This window comes from Rahnella selenatireducens (assembly GCF_046449555.1).
Lineage (GTDB): Bacteria > Pseudomonadota > Gammaproteobacteria > Enterobacterales > Enterobacteriaceae > Rahnella > Rahnella selenatireducens.
In genome coordinates this window covers 254652-279128 of record NZ_JBKEZJ010000006.1, presented here as the reverse complement: position 1 = coordinate 279128, position 24477 = coordinate 254652, and the positions used below count along the sequence as shown (strand labels likewise).

At 55.1% G+C, this 24477-nt stretch carries 21 protein-coding genes; 8 read left to right on the top strand and 13 right to left on the bottom strand.

The genetic code is table 11. The features are described from left to right. Positions 1-10 precede the first annotated feature (10 nt). Positions 11-6028: an alpha-2-macroglobulin family protein gene (locus ACLBVC_RS12685; protein WP_458351914.1), complete on the bottom strand. Its 6018-nt coding sequence runs from the start codon at positions 6026-6028 to the stop codon at positions 11-13. A 260-nt stretch (positions 6029-6288) separates the two neighbouring features. Between ACLBVC_RS12685 and greB the strand changes: the two genes are divergently transcribed. The 6 genes from greB (at position 6289) to ACLBVC_RS12655 (ending at position 13542) form a co-directional block, all read left to right on the top strand. Next, positions 6289-6762, top strand: coding sequence for a transcription elongation factor GreB (gene greB, locus ACLBVC_RS12680; protein WP_410149888.1), 474 nt, complete (start codon positions 6289-6291; stop codon positions 6760-6762). 120 nt (positions 6763-6882) lie between these two features. Further along, on the top strand, positions 6883-9216 hold the full coding sequence (locus ACLBVC_RS12675) for a Tex family protein (RefSeq protein ID WP_410149887.1): 2334 nt from the start codon (positions 6883-6885) through the stop codon (positions 9214-9216). A 426-nt stretch (positions 9217-9642) separates the two neighbouring features. Beyond that, positions 9643-9867, top strand: a complete 225-nt coding sequence (gene feoA / locus ACLBVC_RS12670) for a ferrous iron transporter A (RefSeq protein WP_104923656.1) — start codon at positions 9643-9645, stop codon at positions 9865-9867. Positions 9868-9964: 97 nt separating this feature from the next. Further along, complete coding sequence (gene feoB, locus ACLBVC_RS12665; protein WP_410149886.1) at positions 9965-12283, top strand: Fe(2+) transporter permease subunit FeoB; 2319 nt, start codon at positions 9965-9967, stop codon at positions 12281-12283. Between the two features lie 8 nt (positions 12284-12291). After that, entirely contained in the window at positions 12292-12528 is a 237-nt protein-coding gene (locus ACLBVC_RS12660; RefSeq protein WP_195814766.1) for a FeoC-like transcriptional regulator, read from the top strand. 93 nt (positions 12529-12621) lie between these two features. Next, on the top strand, positions 12622-13542 hold the full coding sequence (locus ACLBVC_RS12655) for a LysR family transcriptional regulator (RefSeq protein ID WP_195825399.1): 921 nt from the start codon (positions 12622-12624) through the stop codon (positions 13540-13542). Here the strand turns inward: ACLBVC_RS12655 and ACLBVC_RS12650 are convergent. The 12 genes from ACLBVC_RS12650 to bioH form a co-directional block, all read right to left on the bottom strand. Beyond that, positions 13522-13788 (bottom strand): DUF2442 domain-containing protein, encoded by a 267-nt coding sequence (locus tag ACLBVC_RS12650; RefSeq protein WP_410149885.1) that lies wholly within the window; start codon positions 13786-13788, stop codon positions 13522-13524. The genes ACLBVC_RS12655 and ACLBVC_RS12650 overlap by 21 nt on opposite strands. Then, positions 13772-14011: a DUF4160 domain-containing protein gene (locus ACLBVC_RS12645; protein ID WP_410149884.1), complete on the bottom strand. Its 240-nt coding sequence runs from the start codon at positions 14009-14011 to the stop codon at positions 13772-13774. Before ACLBVC_RS12645 ends, ACLBVC_RS12650 begins: the two co-directional genes overlap by 17 nt. 100 nt (positions 14012-14111) lie before the next feature. Then, positions 14112-15047 carry a malonate decarboxylase subunit epsilon gene (mdcH, locus tag ACLBVC_RS12640; RefSeq protein WP_410149883.1) on the bottom strand — a complete coding sequence of 312 codons (936 nt, stop codon included), beginning with the start codon at positions 15045-15047 and terminating at the stop codon, positions 14112-14114. A 27-nt stretch (positions 15048-15074) separates the two neighbouring features. Then, a complete protein-coding gene (locus ACLBVC_RS12635; RefSeq protein WP_410149882.1) occupies positions 15075-15701 on the bottom strand; it encodes a malonate decarboxylase holo-ACP synthase in 627 nt (208 codons plus the stop codon). 19 nt (positions 15702-15720) lie between these two features. Next, complete coding sequence (locus ACLBVC_RS12630; protein WP_195814772.1) at positions 15721-16683, bottom strand: AEC family transporter; 963 nt, start codon at positions 16681-16683, stop codon at positions 15721-15723. A gap of 189 nt (positions 16684-16872) precedes the next feature. Then, positions 16873-17688: a biotin-independent malonate decarboxylase subunit gamma gene (gene mdcE / locus ACLBVC_RS12625; protein ID WP_195825394.1), complete on the bottom strand. Its 816-nt coding sequence runs from the start codon at positions 17686-17688 to the stop codon at positions 16873-16875. Continuing rightward, positions 17685-18527: a biotin-independent malonate decarboxylase subunit beta gene (locus ACLBVC_RS12620; protein WP_410149881.1), complete on the bottom strand. Its 843-nt coding sequence runs from the start codon at positions 18525-18527 to the stop codon at positions 17685-17687. Before ACLBVC_RS12620 ends, mdcE begins: the two co-directional genes overlap by 4 nt. Continuing rightward, entirely contained in the window at positions 18517-18819 is a 303-nt protein-coding gene (locus ACLBVC_RS12615) for a malonate decarboxylase subunit delta (RefSeq protein WP_410149880.1), read from the bottom strand. The genes ACLBVC_RS12620 and ACLBVC_RS12615 overlap by 11 nt, the downstream gene beginning before the upstream one ends. A 44-nt stretch (positions 18820-18863) precedes the next feature. Continuing rightward, on the bottom strand, positions 18864-19721 hold the full coding sequence (locus ACLBVC_RS12610) for a triphosphoribosyl-dephospho-CoA synthase (protein WP_410149879.1): 858 nt from the start codon (positions 19719-19721) through the stop codon (positions 18864-18866). A 6-nt stretch (positions 19722-19727) separates the two neighbouring features. After that, a complete protein-coding gene (gene mdcA / locus ACLBVC_RS12605) occupies positions 19728-21389 on the bottom strand; it encodes a malonate decarboxylase subunit alpha (protein ID WP_410149878.1) in 1662 nt (553 codons plus the stop codon). A 309-nt stretch (positions 21390-21698) separates the two neighbouring features. Beyond that, a complete protein-coding gene (locus ACLBVC_RS12600) occupies positions 21699-21968 on the bottom strand; it encodes a YdgH/BhsA/McbA-like domain containing protein (RefSeq protein WP_410149877.1) in 270 nt (89 codons plus the stop codon). Between the two features lie 230 nt (positions 21969-22198). Continuing rightward, on the bottom strand, positions 22199-22969 hold the full coding sequence (gene bioH, locus ACLBVC_RS12595; RefSeq protein WP_410149876.1) for a pimeloyl-ACP methyl ester esterase BioH: 771 nt from the start codon (positions 22967-22969) through the stop codon (positions 22199-22201). A gap of 63 nt (positions 22970-23032) precedes the next feature. Here bioH and gntX point away from each other — a divergent pair, with 63 nt between their 5' ends. Then, positions 23033-23722: a DNA utilization protein GntX gene (gene gntX / locus ACLBVC_RS12590; protein ID WP_410149875.1), complete on the top strand. Its 690-nt coding sequence runs from the start codon at positions 23033-23035 to the stop codon at positions 23720-23722. Between the two features lie 97 nt (positions 23723-23819). Next, a complete protein-coding gene (gene nfuA, locus ACLBVC_RS12585) occupies positions 23820-24395 on the top strand; it encodes a Fe-S biogenesis protein NfuA (RefSeq protein WP_013573573.1) in 576 nt (191 codons plus the stop codon). The last annotated feature ends 82 nt before the right edge of the window (positions 24396-24477 follow it).

Sequence of the window (24477 nt, the reverse complement as noted above, 5' to 3'; positions counted from 1 at the left end):
CTGCGGTCTATTATTTTTTAGCAACAGCCGGTTCGTCGGCCGGGACGACCACCAGTTTTTGATCACTGACGGACAGCGCCTGAACTTCGCGGTCATACATCGCTTCGCCATAGGCCGGCGGGATGATGAAACTGCCGGTGTTCGTGGCTTTGATCTGATACACAAACTCCTGCACATCGCTGCTGGCGCTGCCGTAAATCACCACGCGGTCTTCGCGAATGTCGCTGTAATCTGGCGCCCACGTCGAGCCGGAGGCTGCCAGCGGTGACTGCCAGGATGCGGAAGCCTCTGCATCGCTGTTTTCATCGCTGCTGTCAGATTCCGGTTCCGGTGCCGTTTGCTGTACCACTTCAAATCCGCCCGGCAGTAAATCGACAATCGCCAGATTATCCTGCCCTTCTTTCGAATTGGCGCGGATTTTCAGGTGAACGTTAATTTTCTGCCCCAGCGTAATTTGCGTGACCGGTTTACCCTGTTCATCGGTGTAATCACGGGTAATTTCCAGCCCGCGCGAAATGGCTTTCTTCGGCGCGGCGAGGTCAAAACCGGCCTGCGTCACCACGTACCACGCTGGTGCGTCGTTACCATTCTCCACGCGCAATGCCTTCGCATCGGCGGTGAAATTGGCTTTTGCAAACAGTCCCTGTACGCTGGAAATCAGCTGTGGTTCAACATTTTTGGTTTTGCTGATCTGCGTGATTTTCAGCGCGTCCGGTGCCGTTGCCTGCGCCGCGACCTGTGCGGAATAGCTTTCCAGCGCCAGAATGCTCATTGCCGAAGAATAGGTGGTATAGCGCTCCTCTTTCAGCGATTTGACCATGTTTTCCAGCACCTGCGGCGGAATGGCAGACACTTTTTCCGGGAAGTGGCGCGTGATGAGATACAAACGCGTCGCGTCCTGAACCAGCGGGTCAAAGTAACTTTGTGTCCACCAGGCTTTGTCATACGCCTTACTCAGCTGCTTCCACGTTGGCTGCAACAGGGTATTGGCTTCATCATCCATTTTCAGCATGCGGTAGGACGATGCCAGATACAGCGCGCTGAGATCGGTTTTCCAGGTGCCCGGATAGCGTTGCTGCAACGTGTCCTGCACCGACGCCAGCGAACTGGTGGTGATTTCGCCCTGACGCGTTAGCAGATACACCGCCCACGCACGCAGACGAAGGGTATACAAATCATCACTCTGGTTGGCCGCCAGCTCGCGCAGTGCCGCGTTGGCTTCATCGAGCATACCGGCCGGTAACGCAACGCCGGCGGCTTTGGCTTCCAGCAGATATTGCACCACGTAAGGCGTGACGAACGGATCGGTTTGCGGCGACGAACGCCACAGGCCAATCGCGCCATTGTCGTTCTGACGTGAACGCAGGATCGCCAGCATATCTTTCAGTTTTTTGCTAGTCTCCGCCTGACTCAGCGAACCTTTCATTTCCGGATGCTGACCTTCAAGGATCATCGGAATCGAACGGCTGACAATCTGCTCAGAACAGTAATACGGATAATCCGCCAGATACTGTGAAAGCCCGTTGGTCAGCACCAGCGGTGAGTTGGAAACCGCAGCTTTGCGCACCGCATAGGCATCAAACATCTGACGCAGATTATCGACCGTCTGACTGCTGCCGCTCATGCGCCCCATCACTGACTGCGTGCGGAACGGCATGGCCGGGCGCACCGATGTGCTGATGGTGCGACGGCTGGTTTTATCGGCATACATTGCTTCAAAGACCAGCGGTGCATCGCCCGGCACGGCTTTGGCACGCAGACGGAAATTAATCAGACCTTCACGTTTTTCAGCCAGAGACAGGTTCTGATCCGCTTTACCAACCACCTCCAGCTGCGGCGGCACCGCCAGATGCACGGCGATGGCCACGCTCTTGCCGTTCAGCCCTTGGAGGTTATTGCTCACGCCGACGCTGACATCGAACTCATCGCCCGGCGCGACCATTGCGGGCACGTTTGGCGTCATGATGAAGTTATCGCGCACGGTCGCCGAGGTCTGCGCTTTGCCGATTTTGTCCGGTGTGACGGAAATCGCCATCACGCGTATTTTGCCATTGAAGTAATCCGGCACCTGATAATCAAACTGCTTCTCGCCGTTCACTTCAGTAATGCCTGACCAGTACGCCACCGGTTTGTCGCGTTTACGCTTGAACGGATTGACGTTCAGATCCAGCCCTTCACCGCCGTCACCGCCCGGTGCAGCCGCCAGTTGCATCAGCTTGCTGAACTCCGGCAAGATCAGGTCGAGGATTTGTGAACTTTCCACGCCCAACTCACGCTTGCGGAAGAAATACTCCAGCGGATCTTTCAGGCGATAACGGGCCACCTGCAAAATACCTTCGTCCACGGCAAACAGCGCAACCTGCTGCGGGCCATCGGTCATGACGGTCATCGCCAGGTTTTCGCCCGGCTTAATGACTTCCGGCGCATCCACTTCCAGATAGTTCTGGCGCGCTTTGGTGCTGATTTTAAACGGCATCACGCCGTAACTCAGCGGGCTCATAAAGATTTCATTGGAATTCACATCACGCACAAACTGCACGTTGATGTAGCCGTTACCTTCCATTCCGGCAGGCACGCGGATTTTCTGTACCGAACTGGTGGTATCCGTGTGGAACCACTGCCAGCTGTAGACTTTATCTTTCTCGATGGTGATCAGCCCGCTGCCGGTATAAGGCGCGTTGATGGATACCTCGATTTCCTCACCCGGCTGATATTCCGCCTGATTGAGTTTCAGTTTCAGCTCGGCGTTACGATCCAGCGAACGGCTGAGGTTGGCGTTGCCCGCGACGGTGTACGCGATGCGGTTAAGCACTTTGCCCTGCGCGTCTTCCACCACCAGCACGAAATCCCCCGGCTTATCAGTCGTCAGCGTAAGCTCATTACCCTGCGCGGTGAGCGAAAGCGGTTGTTCCGAAAGCTGTACTTCCTTCATTTTCGACTGATATTTATAAACGCCGGAATCCTGCTTGGTCAGAACCGAAATGTATTTCTGTTCAATCAGCGCCACTTTCAGCGCTGGCAGGGCAATCTGTTTCAAGGTCGGATCAACGGCAATCACGTTCAGGTGACGCACTGCACCGCGGTTGATGTACCCCAAATCCCCGTCCGGTTTCACGCCAATCAGATAGTCGTACGGCGAGACCAGAACCCGTGCGGTCGCAGAAACTGAACGCCCGCCACCGGCCACAAAAGCTTCTGACAGCAGTTGCAGCTGATAGGTCGCATCGGCATACGATTTCAGATCCAGCGGAATATTCGCCGTACCTTTCTCATCGGTCGTGCGGTCTTCCAGATTGGTTTCAAAGCCGTCACTGTTCTGGCGATTCTCGTAGAACGCATAGTCCGGGAACGCGTCGAAGCTCGGATACATCGGACGCAGCGTCAGTTTCGACGTCACGCGGCGATCCTGCGCTGGCGTACCAAACAGATTTTGCACGTCGATATTGGCCTGCAATTCCGTCGGTTTCACCCAGCCTTGCTTACGCTCCGGCGTCAGTTGCAGTTTCACTTTCAGCTGATCCGGCTCGAACTCTTTCACGTTGACTGAGGTGTGGCCCAGCAGCACGGAAGATTCGTTGTCTTTGCCGATCAGATACAGATATACGTTCCATTCACCGGTCGGCGAATTGTCGTCGGTGGTATAGCTCAGTTCGTTGAAACCACTGGCACCGAGCGTCAGCGGAAGAGTGCTCATCAGCTTGTCGCGCGGGTCATGGATTTCAGCGCGCACCGGCACACCGGCTAAACCCATGCTCCAGTCGGCTGCGCGGGTGATCAGACCGATATTGAAGGTATCGCCCGGACGATAAACGCCGCGATCGGAGAACAGATAACTGCTCAGCGTGCGCGGGTCGTTCGGGGTTTCTTCGCCATCCACGTCGAACCGCGAGAAGTCGAGGCCGCGGTCATTATTCCGGTCGGCAGGCAGGAACGAAACATCGCCCTCTTTTTCGACCAGGAACATCACCGGTTGCCGCTCGCTGGTGTAAACATCCAGCGCAGGGAAACGCACATGCCCGTCAGCGCCGGTGGTTTGCGTCAGCAGCGTGACGCCGTTTTTCGCGATAACCGAGACTTTGGCGTTGCTGACCGGGGTACCGCTGTGAATCGACTGCACAAATACGTCGCGGGTTTTATCCTGTGAACGCTTGGCAATAATCCCCAGATCGGTGACCACCACAAAGCGGGAATCGCCGACCGGCGCTTCGTCTCCGTTCTGTTCGTCATCCTGATACTGATAACCGTCGTCATCGGTTGCCGGTTTTTCTTCTTTCTTCTTCGGATCCCATTCCGACAGCGTCAGCAGGAATACGCCGCGATGCGAACTCGGATCAGTGGACAGATAACGGGAAAGATCGACGCCCTGATAATTCACTTCACCCGGTTTGTCGTTATTCACCGCCGTCTGATATTTGAAATGCTCGGTAAAATACTCATCATTCAGACGGTTAAATTCCGCAGACGAATATTCACGGCTTTTAAATGACACGATGTGTTGCAGCTGGCTTGGGATTACGCGTTTGATGTCCAGACGCATTCCCGGCACGTTACGCGCGGCCACGCTGATTTGTTTGTCACCGTTCACCGACAACAGCGAACCCTGCGACATAAATTGCAGAGACTTTGGATAATCCGGGACTTCAACAATGCGGTAGACTTTTTCCGGCATTTTATAGCCGCCGGAAGACGTCAGCACATTGTCGATCTCCACCAGCATGGCGCGGTGCGCGGGCGCATCGAAGCGGAAACTGAACTGCGGCTGATAGTCGCTTTCGGCTTCGTTCAGCTGAATATTCAGCGGCGTGGATTGTTCCAGCACGTTATTTTCGACGCTGTCCACATTCCAGCTGGCGTAATCATCCGGGCCGGTTGCAGCGTCTGAATCGTTCGGATCGTGCTGTGGTAACAACCAGACTTTCACGGCGCGGCGGATATCTTTGTCTTTCACCGCATCGCTAAACCCGATGATCAACGCACGCTGACCTTTTGCGCCGTCGGCATCGACCACCTGCGCGCTGGCGTCACTCACTGTCAGGCTGTAAAGCGTTGGCACGGAAACCCAGACGTTACGCGCCTGCGTGGTTGCATTTGATGCCACCGACGCCTTCACGCCCTCGCCTATCATCATGTGTACAGAGCCGCCGTGGTCAAGCGATTTCAGCGGTTCGGAATGCACCCAGGCATTGAGTTTTTTCTGGTCGTAGACCACGGAATAATTGAGTTTGGATTCCGTTTTGGCTTTCCCTTCGCTCAGGCCCAGAGAGATTTGTTTCTCAAAACTGGCCACATCCACCGGCGCATTGAATTTGACGTTGAAAATCGCGCTGCGTTTTTGCGGATCCTGCGGGTCCTGATAATACTCGGCGGTCCCGGACTGATAATCGAAGGCAGGCGCGGTGAATTCATAACGCGTGGACGCCAGTTTGATTTGCGGCGCGAGCAATACGTCAGGTGTAAAACTCACTTCGTATTTTGTGCCCATGGGCAGCGGATTTTTTGGCGTGAAGACCAGCGTATAACCGCTGACCCATTTCCATTCGCCTTCGGTTGCCGGTTTCAGCGAAATGCCTTTTTCGACCACTTTGCCGACATCTGTCAGCGGCGCAGCAGAATTTCTAAAATTAAATATGGCCTGCTGAGGCGCAATTTTTTGCGCAGCATAATTAATCGCTTCCGGGTTACTGACCCGCACGCTGGTTTCCTGATACACCATCGGTGCCGGTTCGATCGGCTGCGGACGGTTTAACCACCAGTGCCAGCCGTAAATTCCCGCACCGGCCGCGCACAGCAGCACCAGAATCGTCAGGCTGATGGCTTTCGGGTGTTTATCGACGCCGTCTTCCATGCGCGTAAATCCGCGCTTCAGCCAGCCGGACATTGCCGTCCACCAGACTGGCGCACGCCAGTCGATATTGCCGACCACAGGTTTAATGACGCGCCCGAGCAGGCCTAAAATAAAAGCCAGCGCGCGGAGGACGCCTTTTATCAGTGTAAAAGGCAAACGAAGTAAGAATCTGAGTAAATCCATTTGTAGCTGTACCCCTAATCCCTATGACCCATAATCTGAAGTGATATTTAAGAAAAATATTTTTAAATTCAGAATATTGCGAAAGTTTTTACTGAAGATAATATTCGCAAGAAGCGCGGCGAAGGATAATAACTATCCGACGAAAAAGCCATCAGATAAAGCGTAGCAGCCAGACCGTTTTTTCGACCAATTTCTGCGCTGCCAGCAACGCAATTGTGTGAAACAATGGCGAAAGAATTTTAAGGACGGTGGCAGAGGATATGAAGACCAAACTGATTACCCGCGAAGGCTACGACAAGCTCAAAGCTGAGCTGGATTTTCTGTGGCGCGAAGAGCGTCCGGAAGTCACCAAAAAGGTGACCTGGGCCGCCAGCCTGGGCGACCGCAGTGAAAACGCCGATTACCAGTACAACAAAAAGCGCCTGCGCGAGATCGACCGCCGTATCCGCTATCTCACCAAATGCATGGAACAGCTGCGCATCGTCGATTATTCACCGCAACAGGACGGGAAAGTGTTCTTTGGTGCGTGGGTGGAAGTGGAAAACGACGATGGCGACATCAAGCGCTTCCGCATCGTCGGTTATGACGAAATCTTTGGCCGCAAAGACTACATTTCTATCGACTCCCCGATGGCGCGTGCGCTGCTGAAAAAGGAAGTCGGCGACAGCCTGGTGGTCACCACGCCGGTCGGCGATGCGACGTGGTATGTCAATGAAATTGACTACGGCAAATAATCAGATAACGCCCAAAACGTGAGGCACATCGTCCCGACGGCTGGCATTTTCAGCCTTCAAATCGTATAACGGTGCCCTGTATTTACGTCACTCACTAACGAAAAAACTGATACCCGACCTATGAATGATCAACTGAGCCGCATTATCGCAAGTGAATTGCAGGTTCGCCCGGAGCAGGTTGCTTCCGTGGTGCGTCTGCTGGATGAAGGTAATACCGTGCCCTTTATTGCGCGGTATCGTAAGGAAGTCACCGGTGGGTTGGACGATACCCAGTTGCGTCAGTTAGACACACGTCTGGGGTATCTGCGTGAGCTGGAAGACCGCCGCCAGACCATCCTGAAATCCATCGAAGAACAGGGCAAACTGAGCGACGATCTGGCTAAAGCGATCAACACCACGCTGAGCAAAACCGAGCTGGAAGACCTTTATCTGCCGTTTAAACCCAAACGCCGTACGCGCGGGCAGATTGCGATTGAAGCGGGCCTTGAGCCACTGGCCGATCTGCTGTGGAATGAACCGCAGAACGAGCCGGAAACCACTGCCGCTAAATTTGTCGATGCCGAAAAAGGCGTCACCGATACCAAAGCGGCGCTCGATGGCGCACGCTACATTCTGATGGAACGCTTCGCCGAAGATGCATCGCTGCTGGCGAAAGTCCGCGATTACCTGTGGAAAAATGCGCATCTGACTTCCCGAATGGTCGACGGTAAAGAGCAGGAAGGCGCGAAATTCCGCGATTATTTCGATCATCATGAACCGATATCTCAGGTGCCTTCTCACCGTGCGCTGGCGATGTTCCGCGGCCGCAACGAAGGCATCTTACAACTGGCGCTGAATGCCGATCCGCAACACGATGAACCGCCAAAAGAAAGCTACGCCGAACAGCTGATTATCGATCATCTGGGCCTGCGTCTGAACAACGCACCGGCCGACGTCTGGCGTCGTGCGGTGGTGAACTGGACGTGGCGCATCAAAGTGCTGCTGCACCTCGAAACCGAGCTGATGGGCACCGTACGTGAACGCGCCGAAGACGAAGCGATTAACGTTTTCGCCCGCAACATGCATGATTTACTGATGGCTGCACCAGCCGGAATGCGCGCCACTATGGGCCTTGATCCAGGTCTGCGTACCGGCGTAAAAGTCGCCGTTGTGGATAACACTGGCAAACTGGTGGATATCGATACGGTTTATCCCCATACCGGTCAGGCGGCGAAAGCGGCGCAGCAGGTTGCCGCGCTGTGCATCAAACATAATGTTGAACTGGTGGCGATCGGCAACGGTACCGCTTCACGCGAGACCGAACGCTTCTTCCTTGATCTGCAAAAACAATTCCCGAAAGTGATTGCGCAGAAAGTGATCGTCAGCGAGGCAGGCGCGTCCGTCTATTCCGCTTCCGAACTGGCCGCACTGGAATTCCCGGATCTGGACGTGTCGATTCGCGGTGCGGTCTCCATTGCCCGCCGTTTACAAGATCCGCTGGCTGAGCTGGTGAAAATCGACCCGAAATCTATCGGTGTCGGTCAGTACCAGCATGACGTCAGCCAGAGTTTGCTGGCGAAGAAACTCGATACGGTCGTCGAAGACTGCGTGAACGCCGTGGGGGTAGATCTGAACACCGCATCGGTTCCGCTGCTGACCCGCGTTGCAGGCCTGACCCGCATGATGGCGCAGAATATCGTTAACTGGCGCGACGAAAACGGGCAGTTCCGCAACCGCGAACAGCTGCTAAAAGTGAGCCGTCTGGGGCCGAAAGCCTTTGAACAGTGCGCGGGCTTCCTGCGTATCAACCATGGCGATAACCCGCTCGATGCCTCAACGGTTCACCCTGAAACCTATCCGGTCGTCGAACGTATTCTGGCCGCCTCACAGCTGGCGCTGAAAGAGCTGATGGGCGATTCCAACGCGCTGCGCGGCCTGAAAGCCAGTGAATTCACCGACGACAAATTCGGTGTGCCGACCGTTACCGACATCATCAAAGAGCTGGAAAAACCGGGGCACGATCCGCGTCCTGAGTTCAAAACCGCGACCTTTGCCGATGGCGTGGAAACCATGAATGACCTGATGCCGGGCATGATCCTCGAAGGCTCGGTTACTAACGTCACCAACTTCGGTGCGTTCGTGGATATCGGCGTTCATCAGGACGGACTGGTGCACATTTCTTCTCTGGCGAACAAATTTGTCGAAGATCCGCACACCGTAGTGAAAGCCGGCGATATCGTGAAAGTCAAAGTGATGGAAGTCGATTTGCAACGCAAACGTATTGCCCTGACCATGCGCCTGGACGAACAACCGGGCGAAGCCCCGGCGCGTCGCTCCTCCGCACCGGCAGCAGGCAATAACCGCGATGCGCAAAAACGTCCTGCGTACAGCAAACCGGCAGGCCGGAATGCAGCACCTGCAGGGAATAATGCGATGGCCGATGCACTGGCCGCCGCGATGGGTAAAAAACGCTAATTCTTTCGTTTTTTTCTGCCTGACGAAAGCCGCTGATAATCAGCGGCTTTTTTTATGTACTTTTTTTCGACACTTTTTAAACACAGTCCTAATGAATCAATCACTGAGGTAAATCAATAAAACAGGCGTCCTACAGGCATAGCATAGCCTCGCGGTGGAGATACCCGTGAAGAGGTTAACCTCTTTTCTTTTGTCTCTTCATGCGTATTAATTATGATAACTATTTTCGTTTGTACTTCTTTGCGTATTCGCTACGCCGCCAGTTTCAGGCTGACAACTTCGCACCAGGGACAATTTCTGAGCAATTCTTTTTGCCACACTAATCGCTGTTAAGTGGGAACACCGGGCAAGGAAGCGCGGCATTGCAGGACCTTTAACTCTCCTGCCGCCGTCTCTACATTTACCGGATCGCTTCGCGAGGAAACTATGCAACTCAAATCAAAATGTGCTTATAAAATCACCGGCTTTTCCCATGAGATTAGCCCGGCCTACCGCCAGAAATTGCTCTCACTGGGCATGCTGCCGGGGTCATTCTTCAATATCATCCGCGTCGCACCGATGGGTGACCCGGTACAAATCGAAACCCGCCGCACCAGCCTTGTGGTCAGAAAGAAAGACCTCGATTTGCTCATGCTCGAGATGATGGCCTGATCTTAAGCATCATGCCGCGTTGTCATGTTGACCTTTTTTTGGGGCGGGCCGCTTTGACTCCCCGCGTTTTCCCTTTCTCACACGTAGACCTTAACGTATGAAACCATTAACTATCGGCCTGATTGGTAACCCCAACTCAGGTAAAACGACGCTTTTTAATCAGCTGACCGGTTCCCGCCAGCGCGTCGGCAACTGGGCTGGCGTGACCGTTGAACGCAAAGAAGGCCACTTCTCCACAGAAGACCATCAGGTCACGCTGGTGGATTTACCTGGCACGTATTCCCTGACGACCATTTCCGAGCAAACCTCGCTCGATGAACAAATTGCCTGTCATTACATTCTGAGCGGCGACGCGGATCTGATGATCAACGTGGTTGATGCCTCAAACCTTGAACGCAACCTGTATCTGACCTTACAACTGCTTGAGCTCGGCGTTCCCTGCATCGTCGCACTCAATATGCTCGACATCGCCAAAATCCAGAACATCAATATTGATATCCCGGCGCTGTCTGCCCGTCTGGGCTGCCCGGTCGTCGCGCTGGTTTCCACCCGCGCCAGCGGTATCAAAGAACTGAAAGCCGCGATTGATACGATCCCGCAGGTCGAAAAACTCGAACGCGTGACCTATCATCCGGTTCTGCAACAGGAAGTGGATGTGCTGGCCACCGCCATGCCGGAAAACATGGCGATGCAGCAACGCCGCTGGCTGGCGCTGCAGATTCTCGAAGGGGATATTTACAGCCAGACTCATGCGGGCAACGCGCAGGCGTTATTACAGGAAGTAAAAGCGCGTCTGGCGCAGCAAGACCTGACTGACCCTGCCCTGCTGATTGCCGATGCGCGCTATCAGAGCATTGCGTCCCTGTGCGCGGCGGTCAGTAATTCACACCTCACCGCGCCAAATAAACTGACGCAGGTGCTCGACCGCGTGATCCTCAACCGCTTCCTCGGCGTACCGATTTTCCTGCTGGTGATGTACCTGATGTTCGTGCTGGCGATTAACATCGGCGGCGCGCTGCAACCGATTTTTGATATCGGATCCGCAGCCATTTTCATTCAGGGCATGCAGTGGATTGGCTTTACGCTGCACTTCCCGCAGTGGCTGACGATTTTCCTTGCGCAGGGCATTGGCGGCGGTATCAACACCGTTCTGCCGCTGGTTCCGCAAATCGGCATGATGTACCTGTTCCTCTCTTTCCTTGAGGATTCAGGTTACATGGCGCGCGCCGCATTTGTGATGGATCGCCTGATGCAATCACTCGGCCTGCCCGGCAAATCTTTCGTGCCGCTGATTGTCGGTTTCGGCTGTAACGTGCCGTCGATTATGGGTGCCCGCACGCTGGATGCCCCACGTGAACGTCTGATCACCGTCATGATGGCACCGTTTATGTCCTGCGGTGCGCGTCTGGCGATTTTCGCCGTTTTCTCAGCCGCCTTCTTCGGGCAGGACGGCGCGTCCATCGTCTTCTCGCTGTATCTGCTGGGTATTGTCGTCGCGATCCTGACCGGGCTTTTGCTGAAATACACCATCATGCGCGGCGAAGCGTCTCCGTTTGTGATGGAACTGCCGGTGTATCACGTTCCGCATCTGAAAAGCCTGCTGCTGCAAACCTGGCAGCGTCTGAAAGGTTTCGTGCTGCGTGCCGGTAAAGTCATCGTGGTCGCCAGTATTTTCATCGGAGCGCTGAACAGCTTCTCCTTCAGCGGTCAGGCGGTCGATAACATTAATGACTCAGCGCTGGCGTCGGTGAGTAAAGTGCTGACACCGGTTCTTATCCCGATGGGCGTTCATCCGGATAACTGGCAGGCCACCGTCGGGCTGGTCACCGGGGCGATGGCGAAAGAAGTCGTCGTCGGAACCCTGAATACCCTGTACACCGCCGAACACATCACCAATGAAGAGTTTGATGCTGCGAATTTCAACCTGTTAGGCGAACTGAACGGCGCGGTTCAGCAAACCTGGCAGGGCCTGAAAGATACCTTCAGCATCAGCGTACTTTCTAACCCGATCGAAGCCAGTAAGGGCGACGGCGAAATGGGCGTCAGCTCAATGGGCGTGATGAGCACGAAATTTGGCTCAGCGATTTCCGCTTACAGCTATCTGATTTTCGTGCTGCTTTACGTGCCTTGTGTTTCCGTAATGGGCGCAATCGCCCGCGAAACCAGCCGCAGCTGGATGACATTCTCCATTTTCTGGGGGCTGAATGTTGCCTACTCGCTGGCTACGCTGTTCTATCAGGCCGCTACGTTCAGCGATCATCCGGGGCACAGCGCACTCATCATATTGATCGTGCTAATCTTCAACGCCGTGGTGCTCACCAGCCTGCGCAAAGCGCGCAGCCGCGTCAGCGTTCATCTGCAACCGCGCAACGTGGCGGCCTGTTGTGAACCCGCCACCGGCAGCGATTGCCACTAGGAGAAATGATGGCCAGTCTGATTCAGGTACGCGACAGCCTTGCGCTGGCCGGGCGGGCAGATGCCCGCCAGCTCAGCCGCCAGCTGAATACGCCTCAACCACTGATTGAGGCGATGCTCGAAAGGCTGGTCGCCATGCGAAAAGCGAAAACGGTCGACGCCGATGACAGCTGCCTGAGCGGCAGCTGTAAAAGCTGCGCCGACGGCAAAAAATGCCTGACGGTTTCCTACACGCTCATTAACTGACGCCGACTTTCGCCCTTACTGAATAGTCGCGCCGCGGCTATTCAGCTATCATCCACAGGTCGCAACGGCCATGAATGCGCCGCAGGAGCCTGCATGATCGACAGTGAAATTACCTTCCGTAAACTTGAAATTTTCCTCGCCTACATGGAAAAGCAAAACATCACCCGCGCCGCCGAACAACTCGGCCTGAGCAGCGTCAGCGTGCATCGCGCCCTGCATTCGCTGGAAGAGGGTTTGCGCTGTCCGCTGTTTATCCATCGCGGACGCAACCTGCTGCCGCTGCCTGCCGCCGAGGCATTGCTGGAACACGCGACCCAGGTCATCGAGCAGATGGAACACGGTATTTTAGCCACGCAGCGCGCCGCCGGTTTTGGTGATAAACGGCTTAAAGTCGGCACGCTCTATTCGCTGACGCTGGAAACCATTCCCCGTTTAATCATGGGGCTGAAAATGCGGCGTCCCGAGCTTGAACTGGAACTGGTGATGGGCTCGAACAACGACCTGCTGCAAAAGCTGGAGGACGGACAGCTGGATGCGATTCTGATTTCCACCAGCGATTCCAGCGTCGATGCCCAGCGTTACGACCAGTTGCCGCTATTTCAGGACGATATCTTCCTCGCCGCACCCGCCAGTTCCGATCTGGCATGTGAAGGCACCGCCGATTTGCGCGATTTCAAACAGAAGAAATTTGTCTCGCTGGCGGAAGGTTTCGCGACCTATCACGGATTTCAGGAAGCCTTTCAGGTGGCCGGTTTCGAACCGGATATCGTCACCCGTGTGAACGATATTTTCTCGATGCTGAGTCTGGTGCAGGCGGGCGTCGGGTACACGTTAATCCCGGGCAGGATGAAAGGGGTATATGAAAATACGGTCAGACTTTTGCCGCTGGCCGAAGCCTATCAGATGCGCCAGACCATCGCGCTGGTGTTTCCGCACAGCCGCGAACACGATCCGAATTTACTCGCGCTGGCGGCTGAAAGCCGGATGTATGCGCTAGCGAGCAGAAAGCGTTGAATCAACGGGAGAGATGGCGGGTTTAACGACCTGCTTTCCCATCAGCAAGCCCTCGATTGCAATGTCCTCATCCAGATCTTCCCAATGCAAACCATAAGCACTGATTTCGTATTTCTCACGCTGCTGCTGCGTTGCATTCAACAAGACCGGAAACTGCGCTAACGCCACAGGAAAAATCTGCCCGTCTTCCAGGCTTACCCACATCGTACCTTCATCAAAACGAACGCTTTTAGGCGAAATAGTCATTCCATGCTCCTTGAAATACACGCTGATAAATGTGAGTTAACGTAATAATCTCCTTAATCTCTCGTGTCGAAAAACCTGTCTGGCGACAAATCGTCACGGGAGAAAGCCACATTTTGGCTTCTTTCTGATCCGATCTTACATGAATGTGGCCGGGTTCCAGAGGGTTTCCTTCATTGGAATAAAAGAAAAAACGGTAGTTTTTGAAGCGCAAAATCACTGGCATGCAGTTAACATCCTTGTGTCATCCGTGGATAAAAACAAAAAAGCCTTTCACTCAGGAAAGGCTTTTATTCCGTAGCTGCGCCAACCTATTACACTAATTTCTAACGCTCGTTTTCACGTAACCGCGCTGCGAGACGTCCCGCAACATGCATACCGGACTGGCATACGGACAGCGCTTCGCCCTGATCCATGGCGCGTTTTGTCAGGCCTGTCAGCACACAGCCGGGCGGCATTTCGAGTGCCAGACGGACGTCTCGCTGATAAGCCGCCACCATGGCGTCGCGCCAGTTCACGGTGCGCGCCATGTTCATCGCCAGATCATCAGCGATTTTCTCCGGCTGCCAGTAAACGCGCCCGGTGGTTCCGCTGAGATAACCGCAAACCGGGCGGGAAATATTCACCTGTTCAAAGGCTTTAACCAGTTTCGCGGCGGGTTCATCAAGCAGCGCGCAATGCGACGGCACCGTGACCGCCAGCCGGTGAGTTTTCTGCGCGCCCTGCTCTTTCGCAAGCTGCATCACCTGCTTCATAGCGGCATCGCTGCCCGCGATAACCAGCTGATCTTCCGCATTGATATTCGCCAGATACACAGGGAGTGCGTCACTGTTAACCTGCGCCACCAGCGCTTCAATTTGCGTCTGACGCAGGCCGGTGATAGCAGAAAGGCCAAAGCCTTGCGGATAAGCCTGTTGCATTAGCTCGCCGCGCAGGGCAACCAGTTTTACAGCATCGGAAAATTCCAGCGCCCCCGCGATGACGGCAGCAGGAAAGGCCCCGATCGACAGCCCGCTGCAAAAATCAGCGTCGATGCCTTCGGCCTGGCATTGTTTTGCCCAAACGACACCGGCAATCAGCAGACAGAGCTGGACCGCGCGGGTGGAATGAAAAGCGTCGGCGTTATCAAGGAGGAGTACATCTTCGCCAAGTGCCAGGCTCGCCTGTTCAATCAGGGAATGTGTCAGGGGATTATCGGGCAAGTTGTGCAGCATTTGCGGCACCTGCGGGCCCTGACCGGGGAAGGTAAATAAGATTTTCATCGTGCTCCTTGCTTCTTTTGCCAGACATCAGCCTGTCAGCGATTGCCACGGATCACGCACCCGGAACGGGCCGGTCGCGGTTTTCAGCATCACATCACCGCCGCGCAACCATTCGCTGAGGGCAAATCCCCCTTGCGGCGTATTGATCTGAACATCGGCACGGCACGGAAGCCGCTGAAGCTGGTCGTAAAAATCGAGAAACTGCGCGGGTGTCGCCGGAGAATCGCAGCGCACCAGCAAATCCAGATCGCTGTCAGCATGCATAACAGGAATATCACTGGCCAGCGCAAACGCGCAACTGCCTGTCACGCCCCACGGGAAAGGCAATTGCAGACTGCTTAACATAATCAATGCCTGCACCGGTTGCTGTGAAACAAACGGGGATTGCAAAAGCGCATTGACGTCACTGACCAGCGATTCCGGCGTGACAACCCGCACCACAGCGGCCGGGCTCACCCAGGCCGCCGCACGCTGAATGCGGGTCAGCCCGCGGACCCCAACCGGAATGGCCCCGTCCGCACGCTGGTCGCGACGGACCACCAGCGGAAGCGCGGTGCGCCAGCTGCTGTTGACCCAGTCGGGTAAAACGTTGTCGCTTTCCAGCGCAGAACGGTCGCTAATCCAGATAAAATCATGGGGGTGCGGGTCGGACATCTTTATAAATCCTGTCTTATCAGTGAAGTGCAGCCGTCAGTGAAATGAACAGCGGCAGTGTCACAATACACAACACGGAACTGATCAGCAGTGAAGCTTCTGCATCCGGAGACTGAACGCCGAAACGGTTGCCGAACACGATACCGAAGAAACCGGCAGACAGCGCAATCATCAGGATTGCGGTTACCGCCACCTGACCACTCAGGCCGAATGCCAGAACCAGCCCCCAGGCGATAAACGGTTGAACCAGGTTTTTCGCGACACAGGACAACAACACCGGACCGTTAATTTTCAGCTTACGGGCTGACAGGATAACACCGGTCAGGAACAGCGCAGATGCGGTCGCTGACAGGCCCAGCGGTTTGATTGAGGCCAGGAAGATCTCCGGCATTTTAATGCCAAATGCCGCCAGAATCACACCCAGAAGCGGTGCCCAGACGATCGGTTTCTTCACTGAACGCCACATCAGAACCGGCAACAGCGCCAGAGATGAACCCTGATTTTCGCCGCTCAGACGCGCTTTCTCACGTTCCAGAATCAGCAGGCAGAACGGTGTCATCAGCACGGAACCACAGGCGATCGACACCGCCACGGACAATGATGTTGACGGCGCATCACCCAGAACACTGCTCAGAATCGGCAGGCCGAGCGCCGCGTAGTTTGGCAGCGCCACAGTCAGCGTCAAAACGGCAGCATCCTGCGGAGATTTCTTAAATACTTTGGTGCAAATAAAGTAAATCGCAGCGTAGGTGATCCACATCGCCAGAACCAGCACCAGAATCAGCGGTGATTGTTCAACAATGCCGGCCCACGGCGTTTGTACGGTTGCTGCAAACAGCGCAGCGGGTAAAGCAAAATCCATCACGAAAATATTAAGTAAAGAGACATTCTGGTTATCCACCATTTTCGCTTTCCCGGCATAAAAACCGAGGATCATGATGACGAAAATAGGGGCAAGCGCGTGCAATATTACATAAGTCATAGCGTTTTTCCTGAGGCAAAGTATGAATGCTCAGTCGGCGCCGGTGCGATGGTTTTTTTAGTATGACAGTCCAGTTGCAGACAACAGCAGGCCCTCGCCCCTGAACGCCAGGGGCGGGAACCTGCAAATGCGGCTGCGTCACGCTGTTTGCAGGTGCGTTACCGGTTGAGACTGAAAGTTGTTAACGAATTACCATTCCTGACGCATCTGCTGGCGAACGCGCTGCGAACTTGCGCGATTTTCTGCACCCAGACGATTGCTGAGGCTAACGCCTTCTTTGCGAGCGTCCTGGATGTTTTGCCATACCGCGCTTTGTACGCGCGTGATGTCGTCGGGGGTTGCGCTGTCCGGGTTAGCGATGTCGAGTAGTTGCGACAACAGCCCCAGAGTGGCGTAGTTTTCGATGTCGTAAGCCATCGGCGGGATGGTGGCAGCCAGTTTTTCCAGCGCATCCACAGAGCGTAACGTGATGCGTGCGGCGGATTCTTTCCCCATCGCATGGATCATGACCCCGTTGTTTTTGAAGGCGATCAGCTTGTTGGCCTGATAACCGTGCGCCAGAAACGCACCGGACATCGCTTTACCCACAATCAGACCGACCACCGGATGTCCGGCCAGACGGGCTTTAGCGTAAGCGCCTGCAGCACCGGCCAGCGCCTGATGAATACCAAACGCTTCTTCGCGACGGCCATAAGCCTGACTTGGCACATCAATCACTGCCACGATGGCGCGTTTAGTGTCGGAGTTTGCATCAGCGGCAATAGCATCGTTAACGACTTTTGCCAGCGTCCAGCCTTCCAGCAGACCGACTTCACCGCCCGCTGCGCGCGGATACTGATTATTTTTATCCGGCACGACCGTAATGAAACGGACAGCCTGATCGTTGAGTTTGCCATCGGCGGCTTTCACCGAAGGGCAAAGACCGCTGACCGGAGTAGCCTCTTTGGTCAGTTCGGCAAACCAGTAATCACCCCGGCTGACGGTGTTGCTTTCTACGTTGCTCATGCGCGATCCTCCCGGTTAAACAGGGCTTCCGTTACTTCGCGGCTGGCCTGCTGCGCGGTGTCAAAACCGGTCAGTTTTGGCAGGTAATAATCATAATTATCAGAACGATGTGTCGCCGGAACGCCTTTTTTGATGAAGGCGAGCACGTTGTCTTTCACTTGTGCAAGGGAGTCTTTGACCAGCGCATCCACAAAACCGCTGTGATAACGCACCTCGCCACCGGTCATGCTCCAGATAAACGGACGGTCGCGGGAATCGTATTCGTCGATACCGGCTTCCTGTTCGATAACCTGCGGACCGTTCAGGCCCAGACGCGCTTCACGGGTGACAATCAGGTAGCTGCACAAAGCGGCAGCGATAGACATCCCGCCGAAACAACCGACGGTGCCCGCAACAACGCCAATCACCGGCGTGTAGCGGCGTAAATCAACGATGGCGGCGTGAATATCGGCGATAGCCGCTAGGCCCAGATTGGCTTCCTGCAAACGCACACCACCGGTTTCGAGCAGAAGGACTGCCTGAGTCGGGGTGCCGTTACGGTTATCTTCAGCTGCCATTTCCAACGCAGCGGCCATTTTGGCACCGGACACTTCGCCCATGCTGCCGCCCTGGAAGCTGCCTTCAATCGCGACGACTACTGCGGGCTGGCCGTTGATCTGGCCTTTCGCCACAACCATGCCGTCATCGGCCTGCGGGACGATGCCCTGCGGTTCCAGCCACGGCGACATAATGCGTTCGAACGGCCCCAGCAGTTCGCGGAAAGTCCCGGCGTCCAGCAATTTGCGGGCGCGCTGACGGGCGCTCAGTTCGATAAAGCTCTGATCAGTATCAGTTGGCATTTTCAGCCTCCTCAAAGACCTGTTCGATACGCAGACGGGCAACCCCTGGTGTGGCGCCAAAATCATTAATGTCCAGACGGCCTGCCGGTAATTCGCGCAGGGCGTTCAGACGGTCGAAAAAGTGCTGCCACAGGCTGTGGCTGCCATCGACGGAGGTCGTGACAATAATTTTCAGCTCAGCTTCTGCTTTGGGTTCATACAGCGCTTCTAAATCGCCGGAACCCACTACGCCAGCTTCGGCGCGGCCTGGCAGCGCTTTTGCCGCCGGGTAGTTAAATTCAAAACGTTCCATAACACCTCTTTGTACTGATGTTAGTTAATTCGTATCCGGTTCAGTCAGGCCACGCTGACGCGGTCGAGAAACAGGGTGGCAGCCAGTAAATCGGCGGCACCGCCGGGCGATGTGTTATCGGCCAGCATCCGCTGTTCCAGATGGTGCAGCCGTTGTTTGCCTGCGCACGTCTGAAGTCCGCCTGCATCCAGCACGGCCTGCGCGCCCTGATGCATGGCTTCCAGCGCCGGTAATCCGCCGCGCGATAACACGCAGGTATCGGAAAGCTGGGCCATCACCGCCAGTAACGCATCGACCTGTGCTTCGCTTTCGCTGGCACCGCGCATGCGGCTGTGATGAAGCTGCGGCAACGCACAATCGAGAATGTGCGGGAAGCCGCTCTGCGCCTCTTCGCGGGCACCGGACACCTGATAACGCTGCACGGCGTGCGAACCTTTACTGAATTTTTTCGGGCTGAAGGCGTCGGGTAATTTCGCGATTTTCGCGGCACGTTGTGCAATGTGCTGCGGGATCAGATTTTCCGGCTGCATGGCAACGGCGCTGACCAGCAACCCCATCGCCCAGATAGCGCCCCGGTGAGTATTCACTCCGCCGGTTTCTGCCATCATTTGTGCTTCACCTGCACGGCCCAGACGACCGACTTCCTGACGCAGGGCGATATCCGCCGGGCGCTGCCAGCTGTGTAACGCCAGCGCATAAAAAGTCGGGGTCAGACTGCGTGCCGAACGCACCATCAGGTCTAACGTCAAATCCTGATGAGCGCCGGAACTCCGGCTGTCCACCAGCCCCGGTTTCGGGCTAAGCCGCGCTTCGTCGATCAGCGCCTGCGTCGCCGTGTCTGCCAGCCTTTCGGCCAGCTCTTGCGCTGTGAGTACAGCGCCAATCGTTAAAGTCTGCGGCATCATCAATTACCAGCTACGGAATTTGGCTGGCGGGTTATACAAACCGCCGGACCAGTCAACCAGCTCGCTCACGCTGCCAGCCGCCAGTAATGAACGGGTTGCATCAGTGCGGCGAATGCCCATGTCTTCCGGGAAGACCACCAGCTCCTGACGGCGCAGATCGGCAACGCGTTTGGCGTCAACGCCCAGACCGATGTCAGTGATACCGGCAACCGCTGCGACCATCGCGCGGCGTTCTTCCAGAGAACGGGCGCGGTACAGATACGCAATCCCTTCTTCGGTCAGCACGTGCGTGACGTCGTCGCCGTAAATCATCACAGGCGCCAGCGGCATCCCGGATTCTTTACCCACATCGACCGCTTCCAGTTTTTCAACGAACGTCGGTTTACCACCGGCCTGGAAGGTTTCCACCATCTGCACGACCAGTTTTTTACCGCGTGCCATTGGATCCGGCTCTTCAATCATGTCGAGCCACGCAGGCGTTGAGTGACGGCGTCCGTGCGGGTCATGCCCCATGTTCGGTGCGCCACCGAAACCGGCCAGACGGCCACGGGTCACGGTTGAGGAGTTCGCCAGACCATCGACCTGCAAGGTGGAACCGATGAACATATCCACCGCGTACTGACCTGCCAGCTGGCAGAACGCGCGGTTGGAACGCATGGAACCGTCAGAGCCGGTGAAGAACACGTCCGGACGGGCGCGGATATACTCTTCCATCCCGAGTTCGCCGCCGAAGCAGTGAACGGTGTCGACCCAGCCGCTTTCAATAGCCGGGATCAGCGTCGGATGCGGGTTAAGCGTCCAGTGTTTACAGATCTTGCCGCGCAGGCCGAGCTGTTCGCCGTAAGTTGGCAACAGCAGTTCGATTGCCGCGGTGTTAAACCCGATGCCGTGGTTCAGCGACTGCACGTTGTGTTTGGCGTAAATGCCTTTGATCGCCATCATCGCCATCAGCACGTGAACCGGTTTAATCAGACGCGGGTCGCGGGTGAACAGTGGTTCAATGAAGAATGGCTTGTCGGCGACGACCACGAAATCAATCCAGTCGCCCGGAATATCAACGCGCGGCAGATCGGTTTCTTCGTCAACCAGTTCGTTAACCTGAGCGATGACGATGCCGTTTTTGAAGGCTGCGGCTTCGACCAGCGCCGGCGTATCTTCGGTGCTTGCGCCGGTATAAAGGTTACCTTTGCGGTCAGCCTTGAAGCCGGCGATCAGGGCAATATTCGGCACCAGATCGACGTAAAGACGGGAATACAGTTCGATGTAGGTATGGATCGCGCCGATTTCCATCTGACCATCTTCCAGCAGCTGCGCGATGCGCAGACTTTGCGGCCCGGAGAAGGCGAAATCGAGCTTACGGGCAATGCCACGCTCGAAGAGATCCAGATGTTCTGCGCGGCTGACGCTTGGCATGATCATGTGCAAATCATGCAGTTTTTGAGGGTTCACTTTCGCCAGTGAGCGGGAAAGGAAGTCAGCTTGTTTTTGGTTGTTACCTTCCATCACCACGCGGTCACCGGAGGCAATCAGCGTTTCGAGGACAGGAATGATTTTATCTGTGGGTAATACTTTACCCTCGGCCACGGAACGGACACTGTCGATACGCCGTTGTTTTTCATTGCGGCGGGTGTCCCACGCTTTCGTGGTCTGCGGATGTTGCGGCATGCCAAACCTCCCTGGGTTGAGCTTGCTGAATTTTTCCCGGCGTGATGAAACAAAGAGAACGGTGGGAAGTTCAGTCAAGTGGCGGTTGCATCACATTTGACCTGTTTAAGTAGCCTGCTAAGTGTAGGAATCTTCGCCCATCCTATCAATTAAGCGGACAGACACTTCGTTACTCTCAGAGTAATGATTCAAGAGAATTCTTTAAAATCAGGAAGATAGTAAAATTGAAAAGTGAGATGACGCAGAATTAGAGAAAATAAAAAGGGATGCGCGCAGGCATCCCCCGGATTTTTCAGGATAAAGAAGAGATTATTTGAACACTTCAGCCGTTGCGCTGATTTTTCTCTTCTCCTGAGCGGCGATAATCACAAAGTATTTGCCGCCCTTTTCATCCGCCAGTTTTGCCAGTTCTTCACGGGCATCCATCGGCGCAGTGTATTCATTGGTTGTCGTGACGACGCCCAGGCTGGTATAGCCTTTTTCTTTCGCTTCTTCTTTCGTAATCAGATCGGCGGCCATCGCGTTGACCGAGAAGAAACCGGCCAGAACGGCAGCAATAATAATTTTATTTGATTTCATGACATTACCTCTAAATTGGATGAATAATTTTCAAAGAAAGCAGTCAAGATATGAACAGCAGGTACATTTGCGCTGGCATGACCTTCATGGTTAAACGCCAGTAAACTCCCCAGAGACGCAAACAGGTACACGTAAAAACTCACGCCAGCCTTACCCCGTCATCATCGGCTTAAGTATTAATCACCCTTGGGAATTAGCCAGAAATTAGACAAATATTTTTACATTGGTTTTCAGTCTGAAATCAGAAAGCGTTCGACAATTTCACAAAACTTTTCAGGATGGGAAATAAAAGGCGCATGGGCCGCTTTTTCAATGATTTCCGAACGAGAACCCGGCAGCAACGTATCCAGCAACGGCACAATTTTCCTCGGTACCAGCCCGTCCAGCGCGCCGTAAATCCGTAACAGCGGAACGTTCAGCGCCGCCATCGGCTGGCGTAAATCGACCTGCCGTAAAATCTCCAGCCCGCCGTTCAGCACGTCCACAGAAGGCATCGGCTGCCCCAGCACGACGGCTTTCAGCAACCGCGCATCCTGCCGCGCACTGTCGCTGCCCAATGTTTGCAATGCCAGAAAACGTTCCACGGTGCGCTGAAAATCCTCACTCAGCTGATGCTGAAAACCGTGCAGCACATCGGGGCGGATCCCCGGCCAGTTTTCCTGCGCGGCAAAACACGGTGAGGAAGACACGGTAATCAGTTTTTCTACCCGCTGCGGTGCGCTCAGGGCAATCTGGCTGGCAACCAGTCCCCCCAGAGACCAGCCCATCCACGACGCTTTTTCCGGTGCGCCGTCGAGTACGATTCCGGCCATCTCTGCCAGCGTCATTGCACCAAAGTTTTCACTGCGGCCATAGCCCGGCAAATCCACCAGATGCAGACAAAAATGCGGCGCAAGTCGCTCCGCCGTGTAACGCCAGACTTCTGCGTTCAATCCCCATCCGTGAAGCAGCACAAGATGGCGATCTCCTTCGCCGATTGTCTCCCGGTAAAGCTCATTCATAGCGTATTGTCCGTTTCAGTCTGATTGTTCAATCCATAAAAATGGCAAAAGGAACCCGCCGCTATGCTAACAATTGCCAGCCGCTGTTGGCTATGTCAGTGTCCGCTTCATCTGGCGGTACAGGGCATTTGCAGTCTGTGTCTCAAACATCTGCCCGCCACCCCCCCCTGTTGCCCGCGCTGCGGATTACCCAGCGCCGGAGGCAATCTCGATTGCGGGCGCTGCCTGCTGAAACCGCCGCCGTGGAACGCGCTGGTTTTCGCCAGCCCGTATGAACCGCCGGTCAGCGGGCTGGTGCTGCGGCTAAAATTCGCCCATCTTCCCGAGCTGGATACCACGCTCGCGCGCCTGTTTCTCCTGCGCTGGCTGGCGCGCTGGCGGTCCGGCAATCTGCCGCGCCCGGATATCATCCTCAGCGTGCCGCTGCATCAGAAACGCTATTTCTCCAGAGGCTACAATCAGAGTGAATTACTCGCCCGGCCGCTGGCTCGCTGGCTGCGTTGCGAATACCGCCCGTACACCCTGAGCCGCGACCGGTGCACCGTGCCGCAGCAAAGCCTGAGCGAGCGGGAAAGAAAGTGGAATCTGCGTAAAGCCTTTACCTGCCATGCTGATTTGCGCGGTAAAAACGTGATGCTGCTTGATGATGTGGTCACCACCGGCAGCACGGTGCGGGAAATCAGCAAAATGCTCACCAATCAGGGTGTTGCTTCAGTGCAAATCGCGTGCATCTGCCGGACATTACAGACGTGAGCACGTGCTGCTAACACTCTGGCAACGCGAAGGGTGACGGGTAAAAACAAAGGGCGTATTATAACCAACTAGAGTAGTCAACTATTGAGCGAATGTTATGATCCTTATTACCGATGCTGCCCAAGAGCACTTTGCCAAATTGCTGGCAAGCCAGGAAGAAGGCACCCAAATCCGCGTATTCGTGATCAATCCCGGTACGCCAACCGCTGAATGCGGTGTCTCCTATTGCCCACCTGACGCCGTGGAAGCGACGGATACCGAACTGAAGTTCGAGAAACTGTCCGCTTTCATCGATGAACTCAGCGCGCCATATTTACAGGACGCGGTGATCGACTTTGTTACCGATCAGCTCGGTTCCCAGCTCACGCTGAAAGCGCCTAACGCCAAAATGCGTAAAGTGTCTGACGATGCGCCGCTGATGGAACGTGTTGAATATCAGTTGCAGTCACAAATTAACCCACAGCTGGCCAGCCACGGTGGTCGCGTTTCCCTGATGGAAATCACCGACGACGGCATCGCTATTCTCCAGTTCGGTGGCGGTTGTAACGGTTGTTCTATGATTGATGTCACCCTGAAAGATGGCATCGAGAAAGAACTGCTGCAAAACTTCCCGGAACTGAAAGGCGTTCGCGATCTGACCGAACACCAGCGCGGCGAGCACTCTTTCTACTGATTAACCGTTGATCAGACAGAATGTAAAAAGCACCCTTCCGTTGGGTGCTTTTTTTATGGTTTGAATACGGGTGCCGCCATTA

Bases quoted from the DNA above. Each gene is read 5' to 3' on its own strand.
- ACLBVC_RS12685 (WP_458351914.1), bottom strand. From the start codon at position 6,028: ATGGATTTACTCAGATTCTTACTTCGTTTGCCTTTTACACTGATAAAA.
- greB (WP_410149888.1), top strand. From the start codon at position 6,289: ATGAAGACCAAACTGATTACCCGCGAAGGCTACGACAAGCTCAAAGCT.
- ACLBVC_RS12675 (WP_410149887.1), top strand. From the start codon at position 6,883: ATGAATGATCAACTGAGCCGCATTATCGCAAGTGAATTGCAGGTTCGC.
- feoA (WP_104923656.1), top strand. From the start codon at position 9,643: ATGCAACTCAAATCAAAATGTGCTTATAAAATCACCGGCTTTTCCCAT.
- feoB (WP_410149886.1), top strand. From the start codon at position 9,965: ATGAAACCATTAACTATCGGCCTGATTGGTAACCCCAACTCAGGTAAA.
- ACLBVC_RS12660 (WP_195814766.1), top strand. From the start codon at position 12,292: ATGGCCAGTCTGATTCAGGTACGCGACAGCCTTGCGCTGGCCGGGCGG.
- ACLBVC_RS12655 (WP_195825399.1), top strand. From the start codon at position 12,622: ATGATCGACAGTGAAATTACCTTCCGTAAACTTGAAATTTTCCTCGCC.
- ACLBVC_RS12650 (WP_410149885.1), bottom strand. From the start codon at position 13,788: ATGACTATTTCGCCTAAAAGCGTTCGTTTTGATGAAGGTACGATGTGG.
- ACLBVC_RS12645 (WP_410149884.1), bottom strand. From the start codon at position 14,011: ATGCCAGTGATTTTGCGCTTCAAAAACTACCGTTTTTTCTTTTATTCC.
- mdcH (WP_410149883.1), bottom strand. From the start codon at position 15,047: ATGAAAATCTTATTTACCTTCCCCGGTCAGGGCCCGCAGGTGCCGCAA.
- ACLBVC_RS12635 (WP_410149882.1), bottom strand. From the start codon at position 15,701: ATGTCCGACCCGCACCCCCATGATTTTATCTGGATTAGCGACCGTTCT.
- ACLBVC_RS12630 (WP_195814772.1), bottom strand. From the start codon at position 16,683: ATGACTTATGTAATATTGCACGCGCTTGCCCCTATTTTCGTCATCATG.
- mdcE (WP_195825394.1), bottom strand. From the start codon at position 17,688: ATGAGCAACGTAGAAAGCAACACCGTCAGCCGGGGTGATTACTGGTTT.
- ACLBVC_RS12620 (WP_410149881.1), bottom strand. From the start codon at position 18,527: ATGCCAACTGATACTGATCAGAGCTTTATCGAACTGAGCGCCCGTCAG.
- ACLBVC_RS12615 (WP_410149880.1), bottom strand. From the start codon at position 18,819: ATGGAACGTTTTGAATTTAACTACCCGGCGGCAAAAGCGCTGCCAGGC.
- ACLBVC_RS12610 (WP_410149879.1), bottom strand. From the start codon at position 19,721: ATGCCGCAGACTTTAACGATTGGCGCTGTACTCACAGCGCAAGAGCTG.
- mdcA (WP_410149878.1), bottom strand. From the start codon at position 21,389: ATGCCGCAACATCCGCAGACCACGAAAGCGTGGGACACCCGCCGCAAT.
- ACLBVC_RS12600 (WP_410149877.1), bottom strand. From the start codon at position 21,968: ATGAAATCAAATAAAATTATTATTGCTGCCGTTCTGGCCGGTTTCTTC.
- bioH (WP_410149876.1), bottom strand. From the start codon at position 22,969: ATGAATGAGCTTTACCGGGAGACAATCGGCGAAGGAGATCGCCATCTT.
- gntX (WP_410149875.1), top strand. From the start codon at position 23,033: ATGCTAACAATTGCCAGCCGCTGTTGGCTATGTCAGTGTCCGCTTCAT.
- nfuA (WP_013573573.1), top strand. From the start codon at position 23,820: ATGATCCTTATTACCGATGCTGCCCAAGAGCACTTTGCCAAATTGCTG.